General features: G+C 52.0%; 24 protein-coding genes, 1 pseudogene, 1 CRISPR repeat array and 1 riboswitch. Of the genes and pseudogenes, 17 read left to right on the forward strand and 8 right to left on the reverse strand.

Features of this window, described 5'->3' with window-relative positions:
• From cas2 to cas4a, 3 genes are read left to right on the forward strand one after another with little or no spacing between them, the layout of a single operon-like run.
• Positions 1 to 270 carry a CRISPR-associated endonuclease Cas2 gene (gene cas2, locus TCARDRAFT_RS03100; protein WP_007288727.1) on the forward strand — a complete coding sequence of 90 codons (270 nt, stop codon included), beginning with the start codon at positions 1 to 3 and terminating at the stop codon, positions 268 to 270.
• Entirely contained in the window at positions 263 to 877 is a 615-nt protein-coding gene (gene cas4, locus TCARDRAFT_RS03105) for a CRISPR-associated protein Cas4 (RefSeq protein ID WP_007288550.1), read from the forward strand. Before cas2 ends, cas4 begins: the two co-directional genes overlap by 8 nt.
• Positions 861 to 1,781 (forward strand): type I-A CRISPR-associated protein Cas4/Csa1, encoded by a 921-nt coding sequence (cas4a, locus tag TCARDRAFT_RS03110; RefSeq protein WP_007288551.1) that lies wholly within the window; start codon positions 861 to 863, stop codon positions 1,779 to 1,781. The genes cas4 and cas4a overlap by 17 nt, the downstream gene beginning before the upstream one ends.
• A gap of 130 nt (positions 1,782 to 1,911) precedes the next feature.
• Positions 1,912 to 2,927: direct repeats of the CRISPR family, unit length 37 nt; unit sequence GTTGCACCCACATTCCCCGCTTAATGGGGACTGAAAG.
• 223 nt (positions 2,928 to 3,150) lie between these two features.
• Here cas4a and TCARDRAFT_RS03115 read toward each other — a convergent pair.
• Positions 3,151 to 3,348, reverse strand: coding sequence for a hypothetical protein (locus TCARDRAFT_RS03115; protein ID WP_007288552.1), 198 nt, complete (start codon positions 3,346 to 3,348; stop codon positions 3,151 to 3,153).
• Complete coding sequence (locus TCARDRAFT_RS03120; RefSeq protein WP_040682991.1) at positions 3,335 to 3,895, reverse strand: DUF6883 domain-containing protein; 561 nt, start codon at positions 3,893 to 3,895, stop codon at positions 3,335 to 3,337. The genes TCARDRAFT_RS03115 and TCARDRAFT_RS03120 overlap by 14 nt, the downstream gene beginning before the upstream one ends.
• Before the next feature lie 454 nt (positions 3,896 to 4,349).
• Here TCARDRAFT_RS03120 and TCARDRAFT_RS03130 point away from each other — a divergent pair, with 454 nt between their 5' ends.
• Both TCARDRAFT_RS03130 and TCARDRAFT_RS03135 read left to right on the forward strand, forming a co-directional pair.
• Positions 4,350 to 4,907: a hypothetical protein gene (locus TCARDRAFT_RS03130; RefSeq protein WP_007288553.1), complete on the forward strand. Its 558-nt coding sequence runs from the start codon at positions 4,350 to 4,352 to the stop codon at positions 4,905 to 4,907.
• A gap of 76 nt (positions 4,908 to 4,983) precedes the next feature.
• The gene (locus TCARDRAFT_RS03135) at positions 4,984 to 6,141 is read left to right on the forward strand and encodes an MFS transporter (RefSeq protein ID WP_007288554.1); all 1,158 of its coding nucleotides are present in this window, start codon (positions 4,984 to 4,986) and stop codon (positions 6,139 to 6,141) included.
• Between the two features lie 189 nt (positions 6,142 to 6,330).
• On the opposite strand, the gene TCARDRAFT_RS03140 is transcribed toward TCARDRAFT_RS03135, so the two are convergent.
• Positions 6,331 to 6,657: a hypothetical protein gene (locus tag TCARDRAFT_RS03140; RefSeq protein WP_040682993.1), complete on the reverse strand. Its 327-nt coding sequence runs from the start codon at positions 6,655 to 6,657 to the stop codon at positions 6,331 to 6,333.
• 132 nt (positions 6,658 to 6,789) lie between these two features.
• On the opposite strand from TCARDRAFT_RS03140, the pseudogene TCARDRAFT_RS03145 reads away from it, so the two are divergent.
• Together TCARDRAFT_RS03145 and TCARDRAFT_RS03150 are read left to right on the forward strand one after the other, a co-directional pair.
• Positions 6,790 to 7,107, forward strand: a pseudogene (locus tag TCARDRAFT_RS03145) (arsenate reductase family protein); the annotation flags it as partial.
• 58 nt (positions 7,108 to 7,165) lie between these two features.
• Positions 7,166 to 7,432 carry a hypothetical protein gene (locus TCARDRAFT_RS03150; protein WP_007288556.1) on the forward strand — a complete coding sequence of 89 codons (267 nt, stop codon included), beginning with the start codon at positions 7,166 to 7,168 and terminating at the stop codon, positions 7,430 to 7,432.
• 9 nt (positions 7,433 to 7,441) lie between these two features.
• On the opposite strand, the gene TCARDRAFT_RS03155 is transcribed toward TCARDRAFT_RS03150, so the two are convergent.
• The 4 genes from TCARDRAFT_RS03155 to TCARDRAFT_RS03170 all read right to left on the reverse strand — a co-directional run bounded on the left by TCARDRAFT_RS03155 (position 7,442) and on the right by TCARDRAFT_RS03170 (position 10,687).
• Entirely contained in the window at positions 7,442 to 8,068 is a 627-nt protein-coding gene (locus tag TCARDRAFT_RS03155; RefSeq protein ID WP_232199082.1) for a 7-carboxy-7-deazaguanine synthase QueE, read from the reverse strand.
• Positions 8,029 to 8,421 (reverse strand): 6-carboxytetrahydropterin synthase QueD, encoded by a 393-nt coding sequence (gene queD, locus TCARDRAFT_RS03160; RefSeq protein WP_007288558.1) that lies wholly within the window; start codon positions 8,419 to 8,421, stop codon positions 8,029 to 8,031. The genes TCARDRAFT_RS03155 and queD overlap by 40 nt, the downstream gene beginning before the upstream one ends.
• Positions 8,421 to 9,092 carry a 7-cyano-7-deazaguanine synthase QueC gene (queC, locus tag TCARDRAFT_RS03165; protein WP_007288559.1) on the reverse strand — a complete coding sequence of 224 codons (672 nt, stop codon included), beginning with the start codon at positions 9,090 to 9,092 and terminating at the stop codon, positions 8,421 to 8,423. The genes queD and queC overlap by 1 nt, the downstream gene beginning before the upstream one ends.
• A gap of 140 nt (positions 9,093 to 9,232) precedes the next feature.
• The gene (locus tag TCARDRAFT_RS03170) at positions 9,233 to 10,687 is read right to left on the reverse strand and encodes an amidase family protein (protein WP_007288560.1); all 1,455 of its coding nucleotides are present in this window, start codon (positions 10,685 to 10,687) and stop codon (positions 9,233 to 9,235) included.
• A 403-nt stretch (positions 10,688 to 11,090) separates the two neighbouring features.
• Positions 11,091 to 11,194: riboswitch (glycine riboswitch) on the forward strand.
• Between the two features lie 114 nt (positions 11,195 to 11,308).
• Here TCARDRAFT_RS03170 and TCARDRAFT_RS03175 point away from each other — a divergent pair.
• A complete protein-coding gene (locus TCARDRAFT_RS03175) occupies positions 11,309 to 12,697 on the forward strand; it encodes an alanine/glycine:cation symporter family protein (protein ID WP_007288561.1) in 1,389 nt (462 codons plus the stop codon).
• A gap of 15 nt (positions 12,698 to 12,712) precedes the next feature.
• Here the strand turns inward: TCARDRAFT_RS03175 and TCARDRAFT_RS03180 are convergent, their stop codons facing one another.
• Entirely contained in the window at positions 12,713 to 13,600 is an 888-nt protein-coding gene (locus tag TCARDRAFT_RS03180; protein ID WP_007288562.1) for a LysR family transcriptional regulator, read from the reverse strand.
• Positions 13,601 to 13,746: 146 nt separating this feature from the next.
• Here TCARDRAFT_RS03180 and TCARDRAFT_RS03185 point away from each other — a divergent pair, with 146 nt between their 5' ends.
• The 9 genes from TCARDRAFT_RS03185 (at position 13,747) to TCARDRAFT_RS03225 (ending at position 25,885) form a co-directional block, all read left to right on the forward strand.
• A complete protein-coding gene (locus TCARDRAFT_RS03185) occupies positions 13,747 to 14,895 on the forward strand; it encodes a 2-methylaconitate cis-trans isomerase PrpF family protein (protein ID WP_007288563.1) in 1,149 nt (382 codons plus the stop codon).
• 143 nt (positions 14,896 to 15,038) lie between these two features.
• The gene (locus tag TCARDRAFT_RS03190) at positions 15,039 to 16,442 is read left to right on the forward strand and encodes a DASS family sodium-coupled anion symporter (protein ID WP_007288564.1); all 1,404 of its coding nucleotides are present in this window, start codon (positions 15,039 to 15,041) and stop codon (positions 16,440 to 16,442) included.
• Positions 16,443 to 16,600: 158 nt separating this feature from the next.
• A complete protein-coding gene (locus TCARDRAFT_RS03195; RefSeq protein WP_007288565.1) occupies positions 16,601 to 18,943 on the forward strand; it encodes a hydratase in 2,343 nt (780 codons plus the stop codon).
• Positions 18,944 to 19,183: 240 nt separating this feature from the next.
• Entirely contained in the window at positions 19,184 to 20,512 is a 1,329-nt protein-coding gene (locus TCARDRAFT_RS03200) for a CitMHS family transporter (protein ID WP_040682995.1), read from the forward strand.
• A gap of 282 nt (positions 20,513 to 20,794) precedes the next feature.
• The gene (gene citD / locus TCARDRAFT_RS03205) at positions 20,795 to 21,067 is read left to right on the forward strand and encodes a citrate lyase acyl carrier protein (RefSeq protein WP_007288567.1); all 273 of its coding nucleotides are present in this window, start codon (positions 20,795 to 20,797) and stop codon (positions 21,065 to 21,067) included.
• A 14-nt stretch (positions 21,068 to 21,081) separates the two neighbouring features.
• Positions 21,082 to 21,954, forward strand: coding sequence for an aldolase/citrate lyase family protein (locus tag TCARDRAFT_RS03210; protein WP_007288568.1), 873 nt, complete (start codon positions 21,082 to 21,084; stop codon positions 21,952 to 21,954).
• An 11-nt stretch (positions 21,955 to 21,965) separates the two neighbouring features.
• Positions 21,966 to 23,504: a citrate lyase subunit alpha gene (citF, locus tag TCARDRAFT_RS03215; protein ID WP_007288569.1), complete on the forward strand. Its 1,539-nt coding sequence runs from the start codon at positions 21,966 to 21,968 to the stop codon at positions 23,502 to 23,504.
• Positions 23,505 to 23,600: 96 nt separating this feature from the next.
• A complete protein-coding gene (locus TCARDRAFT_RS03220) occupies positions 23,601 to 25,199 on the forward strand; it encodes an ATP-binding protein (protein WP_232199083.1) in 1,599 nt (532 codons plus the stop codon).
• Positions 25,199 to 25,885: a response regulator gene (locus TCARDRAFT_RS03225; RefSeq protein WP_040682996.1), complete on the forward strand. Its 687-nt coding sequence runs from the start codon at positions 25,199 to 25,201 to the stop codon at positions 25,883 to 25,885. The genes TCARDRAFT_RS03220 and TCARDRAFT_RS03225 overlap by 1 nt, the downstream gene beginning before the upstream one ends.
• Positions 25,886 to 25,929: the final 44 nt, after the last annotated feature.

The raw sequence follows: 25,929 nt of genomic DNA on the forward strand, positions 1-25,929 counted from the left end.
ATGAATCACTTTGTTATATATGATATTGAGGATGATAAACTGCGGACGAAAATTTTTGAAACCTGCAAAGATTACGGCTTAAGACATGCCCAGTACAGTATGTTTTTCGGCGAACTCAATCATAACCGGCGGGAAGAGATTTTTTTAAAATTCAAGAAACTCATCGGCCGTAAAGCGGCACGACTCGTTATTGTTCCGGTCTGTGACAAAGATTTCCGGCTTGTGAAATCGCTAAACACTTACGATGAACCGGGTGAGGAAGATGCATAACCTAACAGTTTCCGATATTAAACAATATATTTACTGTCCGCGCATCATCTATTTTTTATATGTATGTCCGGTCAAGAAAAAAACTACTTATAAAATGGAAGCTGGCAAAGAGGATCACCTTATTCTCGATAAATTGGAAAAGCGCCGCACGCTGAAACGGTACAACTTAGAGGAAGGCCAGCGGATCTTTCATATGCAGCTTGCATCGGCCCGTCTTGGGCTTCAAGGGAAACTGGACATGCATATTGCGACCGTCAGAGGATATTTTCCGGTGGAATTCAAGTTCACCGAACGGAGCGCTTCGCTTAATCATAAGTATCAGCTTATCAGTTATGCGATGCTCCACGAGGATCATTATGACTGCACCGTACGCTACGGGCTTTTATACCTCGTGCCGAAAAAAGAGATTATTCCGGTAGAAATTACTCCCAATGCTCGCGCTTTTGTGTATGGAATACTTGGGAAAATCCGCGATATTATCGCGACTGAGCGCATGCCGGACAAAACGCGCCATGTGGTTAAATGCCGGGACTGCGAGTACAAACGTTTCTGCGGCGATGTAGATGACCTGAAAAAGGAGAAGAAGGTAAATGTATTTTTTAACTGATGATGAACGGAAAATGTTTCTCAAAAAAATGCTGCCTAAGGCACGCCGCTTGGACATCGATGAAGAACTGCGCGGCTGGAATTGGCACCAGGCGCCACTTGAGCCTGTCTATGAAGAACGATTAGCCGTCTATGAAGTCAGTAGTGGCTATTGCCCTACCAGCCGTGATTTATATTTGCGCCGTGTTCTGAAAAATAAGCTGAAGCCCAACTTTTTCATGATATCAGGCCGGGTCTTTCATCAAATAATAGTAGATGTAATGGAGAATGCAAAAAAACAGATTTATTATCATGGCACATATGCACCGGAGAAGCTAATGGCTGCGCTGCGGCAGCCAATTGCAATCAAATGGCCTGACGATTTGAATTTGCTTTCGGCCGAACAGAGTCAGGATATTAAGACAAAAGGAAACTTTCTGCGCGATTATGAGCAAAGCAGGATTGCGGCAAGAATTGGCGAAATATTAACGCAACAACCTTATATTGGCGCCGATTCGCTGGCTCATTTAGCGATTCCGCTGGTGTGCGAGAATAAACTGGATGGGCGGTTTCTCGGGCTTAGTCAATATCTGAGCGCCGATGCGCTAATTTTGTCCGAACCGATGATTATCGACCTCAAGTTTGGTACGCCACAAAAATATCACCGCCTATCCACTACTGGCTATGCCTTAGCGATGGAAGCACTGTATGAGGTTCCGGTTAATTTGGGCTGTATTGTATACGGCGAGTTCCGCAACGGTCGCCTCATCGTAACCAAGGATATGCATTTGATCGACGATGAATTGCGGCAATGGTTTATTGAGTCTCGCGATAATAAAATGAGGATGATCTGTGAGGAAATTGATCCTGGTATTGCGGAGGGTTGTTATGAATATTGTCCCGGGTACGAATTTTGTCATCAGTAAAGTGACTTTCGCAAATACCGGTGGTTTTCGTGCAGAAAATGCTTTTGCGGGTTTTTGGAGTAGTGAAGTAAATCATGTAATGCTTGCTAACCCAGAAAATACGCGGGTTTTAGGACCGTCAACGTAGTCGGTTGCACCCACATTCCCCGCTTAATGGGGACTGAAAGGCTTTTATTGTCCCTTTCCGGCCAAGTACGATCTGGACGTTGCACCCACATTCCCCGCTTAATGGGGACTGAAAGGTAGCAATGCCTGGATTAAAAGTAGCTTGTAATGTAAATGTTGCACCCACATTCCCCGCTTAATGGGGACTGAAAGGTAATTGATCGCTTGTTGGGAAAGGTAAATGATGCCGTTGTTGCACCCACATTCCCCGCTTAATGGGGACTGAAAGCGGCTTTATTACGGCAATATTTTGTTCCCAGTCGTTTATGAGTTGCACCCACATTCCCCGCTTAATGGGGACTGAAAGCTCAGAGATTGAACCCCCTATCCCCATCTGCCATCCTCGGTTGCACCCACATTCCCCGCTTAATGGGGACTGAAAGATATATGAGTCAGGCCATTAAACTTGTATCGGATATAAGTTGCACCCACATTCCCCGCTTAATGGGGACTGAAAGCAACGCACTTTTTGAGCCGGTCAAACGTTATGTCTTTGTTGCACCCACATTCCCCGCTTAATGGGGACTGAAAGATTGTTTTTGATGATTTGGTTAAAGCGTGTGAGGGGTTGCACCCACATTCCCCGCTTAATGGGGACTGAAAGGTAGTTGACGTTTCTACTTCTTCAGGTTATCTATCAGTGTTGCACCCACATTCCCCGCTTAATGGGGACTGAAAGGTGAGGCTGTCCGCAATCTTTTGAAGCGGCGTTTCCCAGACGTTGCACCCACATTCCCCGCTTAATGGGGACTGAAAGGTCCGACGCGCCTTCGGCGCAATTAGTTTTTTTCATGGTGTTGCACCCACATTCCCCGCTTAATGGGGACTGAAAGTATCAAAACCTACACTAACGAAGGTGAACTAGTTTTAGAGTTGCACCCACATTCCCCGCTTAATGGGGACTGAAAGTTGGTTAAATGGTGATTTAGTAAATGGTAAACGTAGTTGCACCCACATTCCCCGCCTAATGGGGACTGAAAGTCAGGCAGCTACGTTGCCCCCTCCGGCAGCCGCGGACCGTTGCACCCGCATTCCCCGCCTAATGGGCGCCAGGCCCTAGATACTGAAGACATAAAAATAGCGCCAGCCGGCCGCCAGGGCCATCAGGCGCTTGTAAATATATGGGTTTATCGCGGATCATGCAATTGCCCTCCTTGGCTAAAATTGGGCATGAAAAAACCGCCCTTAAAGGCGGTAATGATAATTATTCTTTAAATTCCCAGACAACTTCTTTAACTTCATTTGGTTCAATCCACTCAACTTCAATGTTCGGATCAAGTGGATCAAATTCAATAACAAATGCCTTATTGCCATTTCTTTCAGAAATATCAATGATCGTGCCTTCGCGCCCGTCTTTAAGGCGTACTACATCAAACATTTTTGGAACTTTATTTGTCGACATAGGCTGTCACCATCCTTATTTCACCACTGGCTGTCTGTTCCCAGACTGTCAAGATTGTAGATGTGGCGCCATTTACACCTTGCACTTTCATTGATACCACGTATTTGGGGTTATTACTAACCGGCGTTTGTCCTGCATATACTGCTGGAAACTTAGTTAAGCCTGACAGTATCTCTTTTTCAAGTTTTTCCCAATTACTTTCAGTATATCCTAATTCTTTCTCAAATACAATAGCCTTATGTTTTCCAACAGGATGATTGCTATTTAATGAATATGACAGCAATTTTTCCTTTATGCCTCTTGCCTGTTGAGGATCTAAGTAATTATCCGCTAGGCGTTGTAATTTAAAGTCATCCTTAGTTAAACGCGGCCGTGGATCTTCGTGCCCTTTCCATTGCCTAAGATATTGCCGCCAATCCCGACCATGTAACCATGCAATATCACCTTCAATACCAAGTAGCCGACGCCGATTGGCAGGATCGATCTTCCGCAAAAACTCGTCGCCACCTTTTTGCACCTGATCCCTTTGGCGCATACCGTCCAACACGCCGTCGAAAACTTCTTCCCAGTGGCATAAACAATGCGGATGCGCCGGTTGCAACTGGCTCTTAGCCTACACATGATGGATTGAAATAGGTGTGCTAGCCTAACATACAATGGATGGTCGGTTATCGCCGATATCAAAAGTTGGCCGGCGAAATTGAAGCTCGCGACACGGAAAACCGCGCCGACTTGAGGGCGGAGCAAAGAAAAGAAATAGCGCCTGACCTTAGGTCGGACGCTATTGTTGTTTTTGGCGGCAAGGAGTACGCTTATAGCAGTGATAGTATTGCTGCTAATACAAACGCGGCCAGATTGCAATGGAAAAAGTTATCCGGGAAAAAACTGATGTATTAAACGCCATGTACCGACCGGAGCTTGGAGGAATCTCATTTTACTGGGGAACGCCAGGCAGAGGATAGAAGTTTAAGGGCGGCAGCGGTGTTTCTCATATTATCGCCATGCGGAATTCGGAAGGTAAGAACGGAGAAGAAATAGCCCGGAACCTCGTTGAGGTTATTGCAAAGGGGAAAATCAGCGAACCGTACGGCCCTCCAGAATGGGAAAGAGTCAATGTTTATCACGATGGACATACGGCTGTTCTGTCTTTATATAAGGATGGTCGCATTCAAACATGGCTGCTGACGGGATGGAAAAATGATAAAGAGGATTCTGGCGTACCCGGTGAAGGTAACGATTCGACCGGGACTACACGCGCCGATCCTTCACTTACTCGTACCGGCGCGGGAGCAGAATCCTCTATTGATAATAGTATACCAAAACCGGGCGAATTGTTCCAGAACGAAAATGCCGAGCCACGAGGCATGATAAGCTGGGACGCTGAAGGCCGGGCAATAATCACGCTCTTTGAGAACCATGACCCGGCAACGCTTATTCACGAGATGGTCGGGCATTACTTCATGCAGAACCTAATTGAAATGGGCGCTAAAGAAGCCGCCCCCGACTCGCTGAAGGGTGCAATCGGTGAAGGTTATGGCAGTTTTAGGGACATGGGGTGAGGGGATGCATTGACAGCTACTTGTTCCAGGCTTATAATATCGTTACCGTTTGTAAAATCCTGGAGGTGGTGTGTCGATGTGGCCGCTTTTTCTTTTATCTGCTGCTCACGGAGTTACCGATCTGTCACAAGGTGCATTATTGGTAGCATTGCCGTATTTTAAAGCCAAATTTGGTTTGAGCTATGCGCAGGTAAGTGCCATTGCGCTGGTGCAAAACTTAACTTCGTCGGTCAGTCAGCCGCTATTCGGATATTTTACCGATAAAAAATCGCGGCCATGGCTAATGCCGGCCGGCTGTTTCCTTTCCGGGGCGGCCATGGTGGCTTCGCTGCTGGCGCCGGCTTATTGGTTGGTACTCACTTTTACTGCGCTATGTGGCTTTGGGGTGGCAGCGTTTCACCCCGAGGGGGCCAAAAGTGCCAATCGCCTGAGTGGCGCAGCCAAAGGAAAGGGAGTAAGTCTGTTTGCCGTTGGCGGCAACGCCGGATTTGCCGTCGGGTCGCTATTTATGGCCTTTTTATTGGCCGATGACCGTGCCGACCGCTTGCTCCTGTATCTGTTACCGTTTATCGTTTTGGCCGTATTGCTATATAGGCTGACCAAACTGCTACCGCGCCAGTCGCCAGACCGGGTAGCGGTTGCCGGTGGCCTCAAGGCGGCCGTTAGCTCGCCGGTACTGATCATTTTGGGGATTGTTTTTCTGCGGGCGACAGTCACCGCTGGGATAAGCACTTTCTTGCCTCTCTACTATGTTTCGTTTTTGCATGGCGATCCGCTCTATGCCAGTTCGCTACTTACCGTATATCTTGCCGGTGGGGCGGTGGGGACGTTGTTTGGCGGCATCTTGAGTGACCGTTTGGGCAGCAAACGAGTCATGGTCTGGTCGATTCTGCCGGTGTCGGTATTACTGTTTATGTTTAAGTCGGTAGAAGGCTGGATTGTGTTTGTCGTCTTGGTTGTTGCCAGTGCGCTGTTGTCGGCGGCATTTGCCAGTAGTCTGGTACTGGCCCAGAACATGCTTCCCGGCAATGTGGGCATGGCCTCGGGGCTGACCATCGGTTTCAGTGTGGGGCTGGGGTCCATGGGCGTGTTGGCCTTGGGCCGGGTGGCCGACGGTTTAGGATTGCCGATGGTTTTTGACATTCTGACGGTATTGCCGGTAGCGGCCTTTATTTTGGCGCTGTTTATGAAAGAACCAGCCGCTTGCGAAGCGACAGTCCCTGAACGGGCATAGCTGGCTTGCCGGGCTGATGGCAGCTGCGCCCAAGAAGTATGAGGTGGAGCGCTGTGTTTGATATAATCCTCGGCATTGCCAAGTATTTTTTATGTCGACTGCACTCATAATCGCGGCAGCGTTTGTCGCTCTTATTGCTTTGAATATATTTAGGTAGAATGCAGTTTCGCTATGGCTGATAGTGATATTTCACTTTTTGCCAAACCAGTAGCCGAGTAAAAACCAGATCAGGGGGTTGGCATTTGTTTGTCGTTCTTGATGGTCTGTCTTGAGTTTTTCCGGGTTTTTGATTAATTCTTCAATTTCCGCTTCGGATGGAAAGATTTGTGCTTGCATATACAAACAAAACCATAAGGTTGCAATGATGCCCATTATCCATCTACCCCAGTCTAGAGGTATTCCGATTTGGTTGAGAATTTCACCGTCAAAAGCCGCCGGGATAAGGGCGAAAACAGCGCCAAACGGTAATGAAATACAGAAAACAAATATGCGGAAGATAAAGTCAAACCAGTTCATTACCGGCACCACCTTTAAGTTTAATTTTATGCCGGTTTATGGCAAAATAAAAGCACTGGATTGGCATAAAACCCAAAGGAGTTGAGCAAAATGCTTACTTTTTATTGCGTGCCCAATTGACAAACCTGCCGGAGGGCGAAAGCGTGGCTTTCGCAGCAGGGCATGGAGTTTGTCTTCCGCAATATTGCCAAAGAACCGCCGACCGAGAAAGAACTCAGGCAATTGGCCGAGTGCGGCGGTGTGGCGCTGGCCCAGCTTGTTAACACGAACAGCCAAACTTACAAAAGGATTAAACCCGATCTTGGCCGCATGAGCGAAGAGGAGATCATCGGCCTGGAGCAGGCCAATCCTACTATGATGGTTAGACCCATAGTGACCGATGGCCAAACTGTTGTCTTAGGCTTTAAAGAAAACGAGTATCAAATGTTGGTTACTAGCAGCCAATCTTAAACTGACGTTGTTACTTTCCACTTACCGATTTCCACTTTTCCAGAAGGAGATGCTCACAATGACGGCCGCAGCCGAAAAATTAAAGGCGATATGCCTGGATTTTCTCAACCAAAAGATCGATCTTTTCGACTATCTCGAAGCGTTCGCCGAAACCTACGCGGAGGTTGAGGACGCGCTCAACGACGAGGAATACGAGGTCTTTGACCAGATTAGTGAAGACAACGGTATGGCGATTTTTGCCGATGCAGAGTATGACGCCGATTTTGCGCTGAGCGAAGAAGAACTGCGCGAGCAGGTAGCCCAGCATTTGGCCGCCTTGGGTTAAGGCAGCGCCCTAGTCAACCCCTAATATTTTATGCAGTTGGATCCCGAGCCGCAGCCCGCGCTCGGGATTTTCCATGACCAGGGCGAACGCTTTTTTTGCCGATTCCGGGCGGGCGCTTTCAACCTGCAAAAAGATACGGCCCGGCGGCACGGCGTCATCGGCAACGCAGTCGAGGGTAAACTCGTCATCGACGACATACTTGAGCTCGTCCGCCTGACAGGCCAGCAGATAGCCACTGTTCGGCTTGGGCGAGGCGGTCACCCAGTCAATGCCCCATTTCTCGGGAATGGGGTTGGTGCCGTTGGTTTCGATGGCCACATATTTGCCGCGTGCGTGTAGGGCGGCGACCAGGGGCCCGAGGTCGTGAAGCGTCGGCTCGCCGCCGGTGATGACCACCAGCTGTGGGGCAAGGCCGGTAGCGATCTCGTCCGGCGTTAGATAAGTGGCGTTGGCGGGATCGAAGGCGTGGACGGTGTCACACCAACGGCAGCGCAGGTTGCAGCCGGCCAGGCGAATAAAGGCTGCCGGCAGCCCCATATGGGTGCCTTCGCCTTGGATGCTGGTAAAGATTTCGACAACTGGATATTTAATCGCCTTCATGCTGTGACCTCCACGTAAGAGGTAGGGGTTTCCCACAGCACGACGCGGACGACGTTAACGTCTTCGTTGGCCAAGATGGCGCTGAGTTCGATGAAAATATGCCGCGCCATATTCTCCGATGTTGGGCGGAAGGGAAAACAGTCGTTCAGGACTTTGTGGTCCAGTTTGTCGACGACGCGGTCTTTGATGAGGGCGCTTAAGCGGCCGAAATCAATGACCATGCCGTCTTCCGGCCCGCCGGTGGCGACGCCGCCGTCTTTTCTTTCAACCGTTACCTCCAGTCGGTAGGTGTGGCCGTGCATTTGCGCGCATTTGCCTTCATGGCCGGGGAGGAAATGGGCCGCGTCAAAGGTAAAAATCTTGGTGGTTCGTACAGTGGGTTGACGCATTATTTCATCCGTCCTCTCTTTGCCAAATAGGCGTTTAGACCGGCTACCCGCAGCCGGCACGCCGGACATTGGCCGCAGCCGTCGCCGATTACGCCATGGTAACAGGTTAGGGTATTGCTGCGGATATAATCCAGCACCCCAAGCTGGTCGGCTAGCTCCCATGTTTCGGCTTTGTTTAGCCACATCAGGGGCGTATGGATGACAAACTGATAGTCCATGGCCAGCTGGATGGTGACATTAAGCGATTTGATAAATGCGTCCCGGCAGTCCGGATAGCCGCTGAAATCGGTCTCACAGACCCCGGTAACGATATGCCGGATGTTTTTTTGCCGGGCCAATACGGCGGCAAACGATAAAAACAAGAGATTGCGTCCAGGCACGAAGGTTGTCGGCAGACCGCCGTTTTCCCCGGCTTTGACCTCAATATCGGCGCGCGTTAGCGCACTGGGCGCGAGCTGATTTAATAAAGACAGGTCGAGAATGGTATGCGCGATACCCTGTTCGGCGGCTATTTTTTGCGCGCACTCAATTTCCGCCCGGTGCCGCTGTCCGTAATCAAAGGTTACCGCCTCAACTTCTTGGAAATGTTTCATAGCCCAAAACAGACAGGTAGTACTGTCCTGGCCCCCGCTGAAAACAACCAGGGCATTTTCTTTATTTAATCCGAACATGCAGCATACCTCCGCGCTATTACAGCAATTTCACATCAATTATAAGTTTTCTTGGTTAGTATGCCAAGAGCGGTGCCAACATTTTCGAGATGTCCTTGGACTGATATTCTCAAGTTGTCCTAGGACATAAATAAACCGCCTTATGGTTCCCCAGGCAGCGGCGGCGTGGTTGGCGGCGGTTTGCGGTGGCTGGCGCCTTGTTCGTAGCCGTAGGCGATTTCGATAAGTATTCCTTCGCTCCACGGGCGGCCGAGAAATTCGATGCCGACCGGGACGCCGATTTTGGCGGTTTCAGTCGGCGGAGAGAAGCCGCCGGGAACGACGATGGAAGGAAAGCCGGTGACTGCGCCGAGGCTGCCGTTGCGGTCGACCTGCACATAGCCGCCGGTGGGAACGACCAGCCGCTTCTGGTGGGGGAACATGATGGCATCCAAATTATTATCGACCATGATTTTCATTATTCGCTGCCTAAGGGCGGCGCGCTTGGCCAGGCGAAGGCGGTATTGGTCGTCCTGCTCCAGCGCTTGGGCTTGTTTGATGTTGGCGTCGATGCCGGGATGATACTTGCCGGAAGCGATAATCTCGGCAAGCGATTTTACCGGCGTGTTGGCATCCGGAGCAGAAAGATAAGCGTTAAGGTGAGGTTTCAGGTCGTAAAGATGCACGCTGATTTCAGCGGCAATTTTTCCCGCGTCAAGGTCAGGTGTGTCAAGGCCTATGGCGGTTGCACCGAATGCTTTCAGTTCTTCTACGGCCCGGTCGGCAACTTTGTTTACTTCAGCGTGAACCGGTTCTTTGCCGAAAAAGCTGCGCAGGATGCCGATACGTTTACCTTGCAGTCCGTTTGCTTTCAAATGCACAGTATAGTCTTGTTCGGCATGGCCGATGCTCCAGACGGTAGCTTCGTCCGCCGGGTCATAACCGACCAAAACGTTCAGCAGTTTCGTGGCGTCACTAACGGTGCGGGCCATCGGGCCAGCGGTGTCCTGGGTAAAAGAATAGGGGATTACGCCGGCGCGGCTGATTAGTCCAAGGGTGGGGCGGATGCCGACGATGCCGCAGGCCGACGCGGGGGAACGGATGGAGTTTACCGTGTCAGTGCCGATACCGAGCAGGCCGAAGTTAGCGGCAAGTGCCGCCCCCGTTCCGCCGCTAGAGCCGCCCGGGGTACGGGTAAGGTCGTAGGGGTTGAGTGTTTGGCCAAGGATGGAGCTGACGGTTTCGCCCCAGATGGCAAATTCATGGAGGTTTACTTTCGCCAGAATAATGGCGCCGGCGGCGCGCAGTTTTTTGGTTACAGTTGCATCCTCAGGCGGCACATAGTCCGCAAGGCTTAACGACCCGCCCGTAGTCGGCATATCTTTGGTGTTGACATTGTCTTTAAGCAGGACGGGGATGCCATGCAGGGGGCCGACCAGTTTACCGGCAGCGGCCAGTTTAGCGTCCAAGGCGGCTGCTTCTGCCAGTGCATTGGGGTTTATGTAAATGACGGCGTTGAGTTTCGGACCCTGTTTGTCGTAAGCGTCAATCCGCCGCAAATACCATTGGATCAGGTCTACCGTGGTTAAGTTACCGGACAAGTACGCTTGATGCACATCGCTGATGGTTGTTTCTTCAAGATGAAAAGACGTAAAGATTCCTCCCTTATCCTCGGCCTATCTTTACTAAAATAAAAAATAAAAGTTATTTTTGATTTCTACGCCGCCTGCCCATTTCCTTTTTCTGTAAAAAATAAATAGTGCGGCGTGTGGCGCGGGTAACGCAGCATCTTGCCAGCCTGCCGGAATAGCTGCCAATAAGGGTCATGGTGTAAAGCGCCGCGTAAAACTGAATTTTAGAAAAACACATCTCGACTTGATTTTTGGAAACTTGTCCACTACAATAATGCTTGTTATCTGGATAACTAAATATGCCGGATGATGCTAAACGGAAGAGCGGCCGTAAGGCCCGCCGAAGGAGTAAAACTCTCAGGCGCTTTTTTAAGCGGGAACCGTTAGCGGACGGGACTCTGGAGAGACCCTGCAAAAGGGCGCCGAAGGGGCAATGCGGAGAGCTTTACGCTGTCCGCTAAATCTCTCAGGCAAAAGGACAGAGACGCACGGCAGGCCAAACTGACCGGTCGTTTGGCATTTGCATTTTCATCGCGTCTTGTCACCAGAGTCAAATCGCAGGATTTGGCTCTTTTTATTTTTCTACGATAAAAGGAGATGGTGACAATGGATTGGCTAAAACTACTGGATGAAATTGATAGTTTTGTGTGGGGGTCGCCGCTGCTTATTTTGCTTGTCGGCACCGGGATTCTGCTTACGCTGCGGCTGCGCCTTTTGCAGGTTGTACGGCTGCCGCTCGCGCTCAGGCTCATTTTTTCCGCCAAAAACGACGGTGCCGGTGATGTCAACAGCTTCGGCGCCTTATGTACCGCTCTGGCGGCTACGGTTGGCACTGGGAACATTGTCGGCGTGGCGACGGCTATTTATGCCGGCGGCCCGGGAGCGCTCTTTTGGATGTGGATGGCCGCCTTTTTCGGCATGGCCACCAAATATGCCGAGGGGCTGCTGGCCGTGAAGTTTCGGTCGGTCGACGCCAACGGGGAAATCGCCGGCGGTCCGATGCACTACATTGAAAAGGGGCTTGGTGCGCGGTATCGTCCGCTAGCCGTGATGTTCGCGGCCAGCGGCGTATTGGTCGCCTTTTTCGGTATCGGTACCTTTCCCCAGGTCAATGCCATCGTTGATAGCGTGCAGTTGACGTTTGGCGTGCCGGTGCCTGTTACTGCCGGCATTATCACCCTGCTGGTCGCGATGATTACCTTAGGCGGCCTGCAGAGTATTGCCAGTGTTTCCGAGAAAATCGTGCCGTTTATGGCCGTGTTTTATGTAGCGACGTGTATAGGCGTGTTGGTCGTATTTGCCGACAAACTGCCGGAAGCCGTGCGGCTGGTTGTATCCAGCGCGTTTACCGGCACGGCGGCGACCGGTGGCTTTATGGGAGCCACGGTGATGATGGCCATTCGTAATGGCGTGGCTCGCGGTGTGTTTTCCAACGAGTCTGGTTTGGGCAGCGCCCCAATTGCTGCGGCCGCAGCCAAGACCAAGTGGCCGGCCGAGCAAGGTCTTATTTCTATGACCGGTACATTTATTGACACCATCATTATTTGTACCATGACCGGGTTGGTGCTTGTCGTGACTGGTGCCTGGCAAAGCGGCCTCAAAGGCGCGGCGTTGACCCAGCAGGCCTTTGCCGCCGCTTTTCCGGTGGCTGGGTCGTACGTGTTGACCTTCGGTCTGGTGCTGTTTGCTTTCACGACCATTCTTGGCTGGAACTATTACGGCGAGCGCTGCTGCGAATATTTGTTCGGTGTTAAAGGCATCAAACCGTATCGCTGGACGTTCATCGCCTTGGTAGCGGCCGGCGCGTTTCTCAAACTGGAAACCATCTGGCTCATCGCCGATATTGTCAACGGCCTGATGGCCCTGCCCAACCTGGTTGCCTTGCTGGGCTTATCCGGTGTGGTCGTCCGGGAAACAGAGCGGTACCTTGCGTATCTGCGGATCGAGGAAGCAGAAACTGAGGCAATGCCTGCAGTTGAAGATGTTCAGGGTTAAAGAAATGCCTTAAAGCTATTTTGGGGTATTGGTGTAAGCTGCGTAGAGTTCCCTGGTGGTAATAAACTCGACAAATGCTTTAACCGGTAACAAATTTAAGGCCGAGTGCCGGCACAGTAGCCAGGTTCGCCGCACCAAGGGCTCGCCGTTTTGCCAGAAGAGTTCTTGCGTAAACAAGGACGGCTGGTTATCCAGTCCGATCGCGGGCAAAATCGCCCAGCCTAAGCCACTGTGAACAAGTTGGATGCAAGTGTCCATCTTGTCGACTTCCATGGTGATGTGCGGCGGACAGGAGTAACGCTCGTGCCACCAGTTTTCGATCATCGCTTGTAAGGATGAGTCGGTGTTATAACTAATGCCTGGATAAGATGGTAGCTTATCCAGGCTTATTTTTTTGTGGGTGGCCAGACAGATGGGTTCTTCTCGCAACAATATTTTCGTTTCCGGCCAGGAATAATCGCCGCGGAGAATGGCGACGGCTATTTCTTCTTTATGTAATAATTTGTTGATTTGGTAGCTTAACCCGGTTTTGACGGTAATTTCAATGTCGGGGAATTGCTCGACAAAAGTTTTAAGAATGGTCGGCAGTTGGTAGTGGGCGAAAATAGATGATACGCCCAGCCGTAACGTCCCTTGAATGGTATTTTCCATGTTTGCCAAGTGGTCTTTGACAAGTTGCAGGCGTTGCAGCATTTCTTCAGCATATTTGCGCAGATATTCCCCTTGTGGTGTCAAAAACACGCCACTGGTTGAACGGTGAAAAAGTTTGGTTTTAAATTCGGCCTCCAAATTTTTTAAGCGGTAGGTGAGGGCGGGCTGGGATATATATAACCGCTCGGAGGCTTTGGTGATATTTTTTTCCTCACAGATGGTTTTCAGGATAAGCCAGTCTTTATCGTCCACGGCGCCCACCTCGGTCAATTATTGTTGCAATAAAAAAATTTGATTGTAACGAATAAAATGCAAATATTTCACTTATAACACTTATTTTACTATACTGATTATCGAAATTAAATAATATTTTTTTACAACTTGCAAGGAGGAGTAACATGGGGGCGAATGTCAGAATTCCGGCCGTTATTATGCGGGGGGGCACCAGCAAAGGCGTTTACTTGATGGCCGACGACTTGCCGGCCGATCCGGCGGTTAGGGACAAGGTCATTCTCAGTATTTTTGGCAGCCCGGACATACGGCAAATTGACGGCCTGGGTGGGGCAGACCCGCTTACCAGTAAAGTGGCGATCATTTCGCCGTCGCGGCGCGAAGGTGTCGATGTCGATTATACGTTTGGCTATGTCGGCATTAAAGAGGCGGTTGTCGATTATGACGGCAACTGTGGCAATATTTCGTCGGGGGTGGGACCGTTCGCGATAATGAAGCGGCTGGTGCCATGCGTTGAACCGATAACCAAAGTCCGGATTTATAATACCAATACCAATAAAGTTATCGAAGCCGAGGTGCCGGTCAAAGACGGCGAGGTCGTCACCGAAGGGGATTACGCCATTGACGGGGTGCCGGGTACGAGTGCCAAAATTATTTTGAATTTTTTGAATTCAGAAGGATCAAAGACCGGAAAGTTATTGCCTACCGGCAACCCGGTTGACGAGATAACGTTGGCGACCGGGAAAAAGGTGCGCGTAAGCATGGTGGATGCCGCCAATCCGGCCGTTTTCGTCAAAGCTGAAGATATTGGGTGCAGTGGGAAAGAGTTGCCCAAGGATACGGAGACAAATCCGGCCATACTGGCAACAATGGAAGATATTCGGACGACGGCAGCAGTGATGATGGGTTTGGCCGCCGACAAGGCTCAGGTTGGGCCGGCCGTGCCGAAAGTAGCGTTTGTCGCTGCGCCGCAAGACTATTTTACTGTGACTGGGACGAGAGTTGACGCCAGCCAAATTGATCTATTGGCGCGCACCAAGGCGCTGGCGGTAATGCACAAAGCCTATGCGGTGACAGGTGGGATTTGCGTGGCGACGGCGGCGCTGATTGAAGGCACGGTCGTCAACGAGGTTGTGGCCAAGCGTGCCAAGGAAACCGGCATAGTGCGGGTCGGCCATCCGTCTGGGGTTTTGGATTTCGAAATACGGCTCGAACGGAGCGGGGCTGGTTTAACGTTGACAAAAGCGGGAGTGGGGCGCACGGCCCGTTGGATCATGGACGGCTATGTATATGTTCCCCGTAGGGTTTTTGGTTAAAGTTTAATATGCATGCATGATCTGCCGGATCTGCTGCATGGGCGCTGGTGATGTTAGATTGTCCGGTAGTTGATAATGTATTTGAATGTGCAGATAAAACTGGTGCGAGTTTATGCTAAGCAGATTTTTAGGGAGGGAAGAAAATGCGAAGTAATTTGTTGAGGGGCCTAATTTGTTTATGCGTGCCATTGTTGATTTTGGCCATTCCGGTGCCAACGGGATTATCGGTTCTTGCCTGGCAGCTTCTGGCGGTATATATCGGCGCTATACTGGGGCTTATGCTAAAACCGGTGCCGGAAGCTGTTGTTCTGCTTACGGCTATTGCAGTGGTCGGTATTGTCTATAAAAATATTGGCATGGCATTGTCTGGTTACGCTGATCCCACAGCTTGGCTGATTTTCGCCGCATTTATGATTTCGATATGTTTTATTGAAACCGGGTTAGGTCGCCGGATCGCATACTTATTAATCAGGTATATTGGGAAATCAAGTTTGGGGCTAGGTTATGTGGCGGCTTTTGCTGATTTGTTTTTTGCGCCGGCAATACCTTCTAATACCGCTCGTACCGGAGGTTTGGTCTTTCCCATTTTTCAAAGTTTGGTGCTTACGCTTGATTCGAAACCTGGGCCTACAGCTCGCCGCATTGGTTCTTACCAGATGCTAGTTATGTACAATATTAGTCTAGTTACTGCAGCTATGTTTATTACGGCAGGAGTTATTCATCCTCTAAATCTTACTTTTGCTAAAAATATATTACATGTTGAAATTTCCTGGATTGAGTGGGCGGTAGGCATGTTTGTGCCAGGTATTCTTACTTTGTTGGCAGTACCATATCTTATATATAAAATTTATCCGCCTGAAATTAAAAGTATAAATAATCGGGAAATAGCAAACAAAGGCTTGCAGGAGCTTGGGCCTATAACTTCACAGGAAAAACGGCTACTCATACTCTTTGTTATAGCTTTATTGGGATGGTCGACCAGTATTATTACCAAAATAAATGCTACTGCTATCGCAATTGGTATTGTGGCGGCCAGCGTCTGGTTAGGTATAGTGAAGTGGAAGAGTTTGCTTGCTTGCGAACAAGCATTTAACACTTTTTTATGGTTTGCCGGTATTGTATCCCTGGCTAATGGTATGGGAAAAGAAAAGTTGTTTAGTTGGCTTGGGCAAGTGATTGCTAATAACTTTAATATTGCCGGATTGAATCAGTACTTGGTATTGTTTGGAATTTTGTTTATCAGTATAATTGTCCGTTATTTGTTCGCCTCAACGGCTGCGTACGTGGCAACACTGATACCGGTGTTTTATACGCTCGGAGCTCTAGCCCATTTACCGGCTAAACCGTTGGTTTTGATTATGGCGGCATCATCAATGCTGGGAAGTGTTATGACCCATTATGGTAACGCCTTGGGGCCTATTCTATTTGGTACGGGTTATGTCGAACAAAGTGCATGGTGGAAAATTGGCCACATTGTAACAATAGTGGGAATGGTTATCTGGTTAATCGCCGGTGCGGCATGGTGGAAAATTTTAGGGATGTGGTAACGCAGAACTAATCATTGATGCGCTGGGCAAAACCGTACGGTAAAAAACTGTCATCTATGCTTCGGCCTAGGCAATGCCTGGGGCTAAAGAATTGCGGACGTAACAATTTGCAGATGCCATGATAGATAACTTGTAAGATTTTGGAGGCGAAAGCTACAGTGGTTGAACTAGTTGCGAAAGGCGTTTATCTGTTAAAAGGACGCGTGCTTATGGAGGATGCGGACAGGCGAAGCCTGGACGAGTTAAACAATATCCTGGGGCAGGCCGGATGCGAGCCGCTGACGGTCAGACATATTGACCGCGACACGGCGCGCAAAGGCACCATTGCCTATCAAATACTGGCCAATCACAATACAAGCGGCAACTGGCGCGACTTGAAGTTGCGCTTCGATGCGCTGACGTCGCATGACTTAACCTATGTCGGGATAATATTGACGGCCCGGGCCAGCGGTCTTAAAGAGTTTCCCGTGCCTTATGTCCTTACCAATTGCCACAACAGCCTGTGCGCGGTCGGCGGGACGATTAACGAGGACGACCATGTATTTGGCCTGTCCGCCGCCCGTAAATATGGCGGGATTTTTGTTCCGGCGCATCAGGCGGTCATCCATCAATACATGCGGGAAATGATGGCCGGTTGCGGGAAAATGATATTGGGGTCGGACAGCCATACCCGCTACGGGGCCTTGGGGACGATGGGCATCGGCGAAGGCGGTCCGGAGCTTGTCAAACAGCTGCTTGGCAAAACTTATGACATTGCTTATCCTGAAATCGTAGCCGTTTATTTGGAAGGGCAGCCGCGCCCGGGCGTCGGGCCGCAGGACGTGGCGCTGGCGATCATCCGGGCGGTGTTCAAAAACGGGTTTGTGAAAAACCGGGTCATGGAGTTTGTCGGCCCGGGCGTGGCCAATCTTTCGGTCGATTTCCGCAGCGGCATCGACGTGATGACTACCGAGACGGCGTGCCTTTCGTCCGTTTGGTGTACCGATGACCTGGTCGCGGAGTATTATAAGATCCATGGCCGTCCGGGCGACTACCGCCGGCTGGAACCTGGGGAAGTGGCCTACTACGACCGGTTGGTTAAAGTAGACCTGAGCCGGATTGAGCCAATGATTGCGCTGCCGTTTCATCCCAGCAACGCCTGGACAATTGCCGAACTCAACCGGCACGCTGTCGAGATTCTGCGCGAGGTCGAGGCGGAAGGGCAAAAGCAGCTAGAAAATCCCAACCTAACCTTTAATCTGACGCATAAACTGGTCGACGGCCGGCTGAAAGTCGATCAAGGCGTGGTCGCGGGATGTGCCGGCGGCAGTTTTGAAAATATCGTGGCGATGGCGGAGATTTTGCAAAAGCCTATTACAGATAGTAGGTTTTCGCTCAGCATTTATCCGGCGAGTCAGCCGGTATATCTGGAACTTCTCAATAACCGCTCGCTGGAAAAATTGATGGTGGCCGGCGCGGTCGTCCATACCGCTTTCTGTGGGCCGTGCTTCGGCGCTGGCGATATTCCTGCCAATCATGGCTTGAGTATCAGGCATACTACCCGCAATTTCCCGCACCGGGAGGGATCGAAACCGGGTAACGGGCAACTGGCGGCCGTAGCGCTGATGGATGCACGCTCAATCGCCGCGACGGCGGCCAACGGCGGTATTCTCACCCCAGCCACCGAAGTTTGTACTGCATCGCCGACGAAACCGTACTATTTCAACAAACAGGTTTATACTAACCGGGTTTATCACGGTTTTGGCCGGCCATGTCCTGACGAAGAGCTGGTGTTTGGGCCCAATATCGCTGATTGGCCCAAGTTTCGTCCGTTGCCGGAAAACTTGCTGCTGAAGGTGGCAGCGGTGATTCATGATCCGGTTACTACCACCGACGAGCTCATTCCGTCGGGTGAAACGTCGTCATTACGGTCAAACCCGGTTAAACTGGCCGAGTTCACGTTGGCCCGTAAAGACCCGGGATATGTCGGCCGGGCCAAAGCCGTCCAGGCACAAGAGCTGAAGCGGCAAAAACTGGTTGCCGAGGGTGGCGATGTAGCCGCACTGGCGGAAGTTTTCGGGCCGCTGTTGGCGCGGGAAACTGACAAAACAAGCGAGCGATTGCATCGGCTTATCGAAACAACCGGCCTGGGCAGCGTCATCTTCGCCGTCCGTCCCGGCGACGGCTCGGCACGGGAGCAGGCGGCGTCCAGCCAGCGGGTGCTGGGCGGGGACGCCAATATTGCCATCGAGTACGCGACCAAGCGCTATCGGAGCAACCTCATCAACTGGGGGATGTTGCCGTTTACGATCGAACCTGGCCAGGAACAAAACCTGGCGGTCAATGACTGGCTATATATTCCCGGTATTCGCCAAGCGGTAGCCAATGGGCAAGAAAGCGTGCCTGCCGTAATTCTCAAGCCGGCCGGCGAAATACCCCTTGAATTGAAACTGGAAGATTTGACGGGCGAGGAACGGGAAATAATCCTCGCCGGCTGCTTGATCAACTATTATGCCAAATAATTATTCATGGCCTTGCATGCTTTGTAATGATTTCAGGTAGAATGGGATATTTGCAACCCTTTGCTTCGGCAAAGGGTTTTTATTTTGGCGGCCTTTATGACCAGTACGACCAAAACGACCAAAAAGGCTCTCGCTGCGGCTGGCATGCAGTAAACTGTAAATGGATTAAAACGCATGAGGGAGGGTGAGAATGGGGCAAATAGACGAAAAATTCAAACCGTTAAAAATAATTCAGGGGGGATGAATGTGTCGACATTGGCTATCATCGGTTTTGTGATGGTATGTGTGTTCATGTACCTGATTATGTCCAAACGACTGTCCGCCATGAACGCCCTAATTTTGGTACCGCTGTTGTTCGGTATTGGCCTTGGGCTTGCCGGTATGGCGCCACTAGGTAAGCTAGGCTCAATGGTAATGGATGGGATCAGGAAAGCGGCGCCAACCGGTATCATGATTATGTTTGCTATTTTATATTTCGGGACCATGATCGACGCCGGTCTGTTTGATCCGCTGATTAACAAGATTCTGAAGGTAACGCACGGCGACCCGTTAAAAGTTATTGTCGGTACTGCCCTGTTAGCCGGCATCGTATCGCTGGATGGCGACGGCGCCACCACGTACATGATCGTGACGTCGGCAATGCTGGCCGTCCATAAACGAATTGGTATAAATCCGATCATTTTGCCTACCGTAGCCATCATGCAAAACGGGGTTATGAACATTCTCCCCTGGGGTGGGCCGACCGGTCGGGTCATGAGCGCGCTGGGCCTAGACGCATCGCAGGTGTTTGTGCCGATGATCCCTGGGATGGTTGTGGGAACAATATGGGTAATGTTTTGGGCCTATTTGTTGGGAATGAAAGAACGGGCCCGGCTGGGAACAGTTACCATGGCAGAAGCCGCGGCTGCGCAGGAGTATGTCGTGGAACTGGACGAAGACAGCGCCAAACTCAAACGGCCGCATTTGTTCTGGGCTAACCTTGGTTTAACCGCTTTGCTGATGGCAGCGCTTGTTTCGGACAAATTCCCGCTCGCCGTTCTGTTCATGGTTGGCACGGCGCTGGCCCTTATGATTAACTACCCCAACCTCAAAACCCAACAGGAACTGATCATGAAGCACGGTATGAATGCCATCCCGACCGTTTCGCTGGTTGTTTCCGCCGGCGTGCTGATGGGGATCATGTCGGGGACCAAAATGGTCGATGCCATGGCCAATTCGCTCACCTCGTCCATACCCGCATCCATGGGCAGCCATATCGCCTTAATCACCGCCTTGGCCGGTTTGCCGTTTGACTACTTCTTGTCCAACGACGCTTTCTACTTCGGCATTGTCCCGATCCTGGCCAAAACGGCGGCAAATTACGGGATTGGTGCGGCGGAGATCGCCCGGGCTTCACTTATTGCCCAAGGTTGTCATCTCCTGAGCCCGCTGGTTGCTTCGACTTATCTTCTGTGCGGCATGTCTGGGGTCACGCTCGGTGACCTGACCAAGAGTGCCTTGCTGCCGTCGATTGGGACGTCGCTGGTGATGCTCGCCACTGCCCTTGCATTAGGGTTGTTCCCAATTTAGCATCTACGTTTTACCTAAGGCAAGGCAATAACGACCAGCCTACTTTGTTATTCTTGGAACAAAATAGGATAAAAAAATTTAATGGCCGTAAATAAAACCCGGATATTTTACTGATAAACCGCATTTTATTACACTTAATTTTAGATAATCTTTATAAGCCGCACAAGTGCAATGTTAACGATTGGGGAATATCTGAGAGCGGATATTCCCCAATTGATCGCTAACTAGCCTTGCCCGCCGGCGATGGCCGGCCGTGGCTTACCATGCAAGGAGGTGGCGTTTATGCCGACAATCACTCATCCCGGTCAGGCGGGAACGGTCGAATCGAGCGATATCCTGATTATTATTGCGCCGGCGGCGCCGGCAAGCGGCGTGACGATTGAATTGACCAGCCCGGTGAGCAAGCAGTACGGCCGGCAGATCAAAGCCGTTATTCTGGAAACGTTAGCCGCCGAGGGCGTAACCGATGTCATCGTTACCGCCCAGGACAAAGGGGCGCTGGACTGCACGATCCGCGCCCGCGTTAAAACGGCTATTGCCCGGGCGCTGGCATAGAGGGGGGGCAGATTATGGACAGATTACGGAGGACAATGATGTTCGTCCCCGGCAACAATCCGGGGATGGTACAAAACGCCGGCATTTACGGCGCCGATACCATTATTTTTGACTTGGAGGACTCGGTGGCGGTAACCGAGAAAGATGCGGCCCGTCACTTGGTGCATAGCGCGTTGACGGCCATCAAATATCCGTGCGAGGTGGCGATACGTATCAACCACATTCAGACGCCCTATGGGCGGGACGACCTGGCGGTAATTTTGGCCGCCAAACCGGATTTGATCCGGTTGCCGAAAGCGGAGACGGCCGACGATATCCGCGCGGTCGATGAGATCATCACGGCGGCGGAAACAGCCCACGGGTTTGCGCCTGGTTCGATTAAAATGATGGCCGCCATCGAAACAGCCAAAGGTTTGCTGGCGGCGTACGAGATCGCGACGGCCAGCCCGCGGATGGTGGCGATTGCCATTGGTGGCGAGGATTTCATTGCCGACCTCAAAACGACGCGCAGCAAGAGCGGCATTGAACTGCAAGCCGCCCGTAGCCAGCTGGTGCTGGCCGCGCGGGCAGCTGGTATCCAGGCCATTGACACCGTCTTCAGCGATGTCAATGACGAAGAAGGGTTCATTGCCGAAACCGAAATGGTTAAGCAGCTCGGGTTTGACGGCAAGTCGGTAATCAATCCCCGGCAGATCAAGCTGGCGAACAAGGTGTTTACACCGTCGCTACCAGAAATTGAAAAAGCCAAACGCGTTTTGGCGGCGTACGAGGACGCCTTGGCGCGTAAGTCGGGCGTCATCGCGCTGGATGGCAAGATGATTGACGCGCCCATTGTCGCGCGGGCGCAGCGGACGCTTGCGTATGCCGCCGCTGCCGGCGTTATCTAGGAGGTGTAGGCATGATTAATGCGATTGGCAGGGAAATTCCTGATACAATAACCGGTTTCAACCAAGTACGGCCGTATGCCGGACCGTTTGCGCTCATGCCGGAGGGGCGGGCGACTGGGCCGAAACTGAGCGTTAACAAGCCGCGGTCGGAAAAACTGGTGGCGTCGATCGAGCAGGCGATTGAGGCCGCCGGCCTCAAAGACGGCATGACTATCTCGTTTCACCATCATTTCCGCAATGGCGATTATATCCTTAACATGGTCGTCGAGGCCATCGCCCGCAAGGGCATCAAGGGGCTGACGCTGGCGCCGAGCTCGCTTAACGATGTCAACGACGCGATCATTCCTTATATCGAGCAGGGCGTCATTACTGCCATTGAGACCAGCGGCGCCCGCGGCAAATTGGGCAAACTCATTACTGCCGGCAAGTTGGCCAAACCGGCCATTATCCGCTCGCATGGTGGCCGGGCCAGAGCTATCGAGTGCGGTGAACTGCACATTGATGTCGCGTTTATTGGGGCGCCATGCTGTGACACTCATGGCAACATCAACGGCATTGAAGGTAAATCGGCGTGCGGTTCGCTCGGGTATGCCATGGTGGACGCGGCCTATGCCGACAAGGTGGTCGCCATTACCGACAATCTGGTAACCGCGCCACTTTATCCCATCAGCATTCCTCAGACGCAGGTGGACTATATCGTCGTCGTCGACAGCATCGGTGATCCCAAAGGCATCGCCTCGGGTGCGCTCAGGATCAGCCGCGATCCACGCGAGCTTCTAATTGCCGAGTATGCGGCAACGGTAATTGAGTATTCGGGCTATTTCAAGGACGGCTACTCGCTCCAGCTGGGCAGCGGGGGCGCGTCGCTGGCCGCTGCCAAGTTCATCAAGGAAAAAATGGTGGCCCAGGGCATTACCGGCAGCTTCGGCGTTGGCGGGATTACCGCGCCGTTTGTCGAGATGTTGGAACAGGGGCTGTTTAAGGCGATGTACGACGTCCAGGACTTTGACATCGTTTCCATTCAGTCGCTGCGCAAAAACCCCAACCACCTGGAAATGTCGGCGTCGTTTTATGCCAATCCCCATAACCGGGGGCCGATTGTCAATAACCTAGACGTGGTTATTTTGAGCGCAACCGAGGTTGACGTCGATTTCAACGTCAACGTCATTACTGACTCCAATGGGGTCATCATGGGCGCGTCCGGCGGCCATAGTGACACTGCCGCAGGAGCGGCGCTCGCCATTGTGGTGGCGCCGCTGCTCAGGGGACGGCTGCCGATGGTGCGTGACAAGGTGCATACCGTGGTCACGCCAGGGGAAACGGTGGACGTCATTGTCACCGAGCGCGGGGTGGCCGTCAATCCGCGTCGCCAGGATCTGGTCGATCGCCTTAAGGACGCGCCAGTGCCGGTGATGAACATCGAGGATTTGCAAAAAATCGCTTACGATTTGGCAGGCAAACCCGATCCCATCCCGGTTGGCGACGAGGTGGTCGCCGTGGTCGAGTACCGGGACGGCAGCATCATCGACGTCATCCGCAAGCCGCTTTAAACCGCTAGCAAAACTTACCCTAACAACAATTGACAGGCGCCAATCGCCCCGCGCCGGCAGGAATATGCCGCCAGGCATTGAATTTTTGGCAGCGGGGTGATTGGCTTGCTTTTTGAAAAAAACATGAAATTACGCACGAAAATTTTATTGCTCAGTCTAGCCACCATGTGCCTAACGTTGGCCCTGGTGGGTGTGCTGGTTTATAATTTGGTGTCCGACCATGTTCAGACCAGTGTCGGTAACCGGGCCCTGGCCATTGCCCGGGTTGTCGCCCGGGTACCGACCGTGCAGGAGGCGATTATGTCGGACAATCCGTCGGCGGTGCTGCAGCCGTTCGCCGAGCGGTGGCGGGAGGCGACCGGAGCGGCGTTTATCATTATCAGCAACATGCAGGAAGTGCGCTTGTCATATCCTGTTCCGTCCATGGTGGGCACGCCGATGGCGCCCTGGATCGACCGCGAGCCGGTGCTCAGGGGCGAGGAATACGTGTATATTGCTCAGGGGAATCTTGCCCCGTCGCTGCGCGCCAATGCGCCCATTTATGCTCCTGACGGCAGCCGCCAAATCGGGTTTGTTTCAGTGGGCTTTTATTTAGACGATATTTATACCATCACGCGCAAAACGGTCGAAAAACTATTGGTTGTGTTGGTCGTGGCGGCGGCTGTGAGTTCGGTCGGCGCTGGCCTCTTGGCCAGAAACGTCAAACAGGCGACGTTTGGGCTGGAACCCCGGGAAATTGCTACCATCCTTAAGGAGCGGGAGGCGACGCTGGAGGCCATTCGCGAGGGGGTTATCGCCGTCGATACCCAGAAAATCATTCGTGTCATTAACAATGAGGCGGCGCGGATTCTGGGTGTTGATGCCGACGCCAGCCGGGGACTATTAATCGACCAGGTGTTGCCTGACAACCGGCTGGCCGACGTGCTGCGCGAGGCCCGGCCGATCCAAGACGAGGAGCAACGGGTCGGCGAAATCATTATTATGGCTAACAGTGTGCCCATCGTGGTCGATGGTAAGGTCGTCGGCGCAGTGATTAGTTTTCGCGACCGGACGGAAATCAATCGGCTGGCGGAGGAGTTGACTGGCGTCCATCGCTTGGTGGATGTACTCAGGGCGCAGGCCCATGAGTTTAAAAATAAGCTGCACACCATTGCCGGCCTGATTCAGCTTGGACGCTATGACGAAGCGGTTAACTTCGCCATCGACAGTCAACTGAGCCAGCAAGGCCTGTTTACGCAACTTGCTCAGATTAAGGATGCAGTCATCTACGGCCTGTTGGTCGGCAAGACCAGTCAAATGAAAGAGCAGGGGATTGAGTTTACGATCGACCCTGACGCCAGCCTGGAGCAGCTCCCGGTCAATGTTGCCAGCGGCGACATTGTATTGATTCTGGGGAATTTGCTGCAAAACGCGGTGGAAGCGCTTGCTGCAAGTTCGCACAAGGCGGTGTGGGTCAGTATCAGGCAGCAGGCCGACAAGCTAATGATCATCGTCCGTAACTCCGGCCCGACGATTGATGAAACGCTGGCCGCCCACATGTATAAGCGCGGCGTGACGACCAAGCCGACCGGCAGTGGCCTGGGGCTGGCGCTGGTGGCGGAAAAGCTTAAGCTGGTTGGTGGCGCGATTACTCACCGCAATTTGGAGCCGACCGGGGTTGAGTTTACTGTTGTCATACCATACGGGCGGGGGTGATGGCTGTGGACGATATCCGTGTCCTGATTGTCGAGGACGATCCGATGGTGGCCGAAATCAATAAAAAATTTACCGAGGCGGTCACCGGGTTTACCGTGGTCGGCGTCGTTAAAGACGGCGCGGCGGCGCTGGCGTTTGTTGCCCAAAAGAGTGTAGACTTAATAATTCTTGACAATTATCTGCCCGAGAAAACAGGTGTGGAGGTACTGGCCGAACTGCGGCGCCGCGATCAGCCGGTCGATGTCATTATGGTGACGGCGGCTGACGACAGCAAGACGGTTAGTCGGATACTCCGCCAAGGAGTGGTCGGCTATATCGCCAAGCCGTTTAAGTTTGAGCGCTATCGAGCCGTACTGGAAGCATACCGCAGTTTTCGCGAAAAGACGTTGAAAAAGACCAATTTGGCTCAAGAGGATATTGACGAGATGTTTTCTGTGCGCCAACGGTCCGCGGGGCCGGACGACATTCCCAAAAATTTCAGTCAGCAGACGATGAATTTGATCATTGACTTTCTCGCCAATCAAACCGCGCCTCTCTCGGCCGAGGAGATTGCGGCGGGGGTCGGCATCTCGCGGGTAACGGCGCGGCGCTACCTGGAATACTTCGTCGACCTGGGCCGGGTGCAGCGGACAATGGAATATCTGACTGTCGGCCGTCCGGTTCACCGGTTTAAATTGGTGTTATAGTAAAGTCCGCGGTGCCTGCATACGAGCAGGCACCGCTTTTTGGA

This window comes from Thermosinus carboxydivorans Nor1 (assembly GCF_000169155.1).
In the GTDB taxonomy this organism is placed as follows: Bacteria; Bacillota; Negativicutes; order Sporomusales; family Thermosinaceae; genus Thermosinus; species Thermosinus carboxydivorans.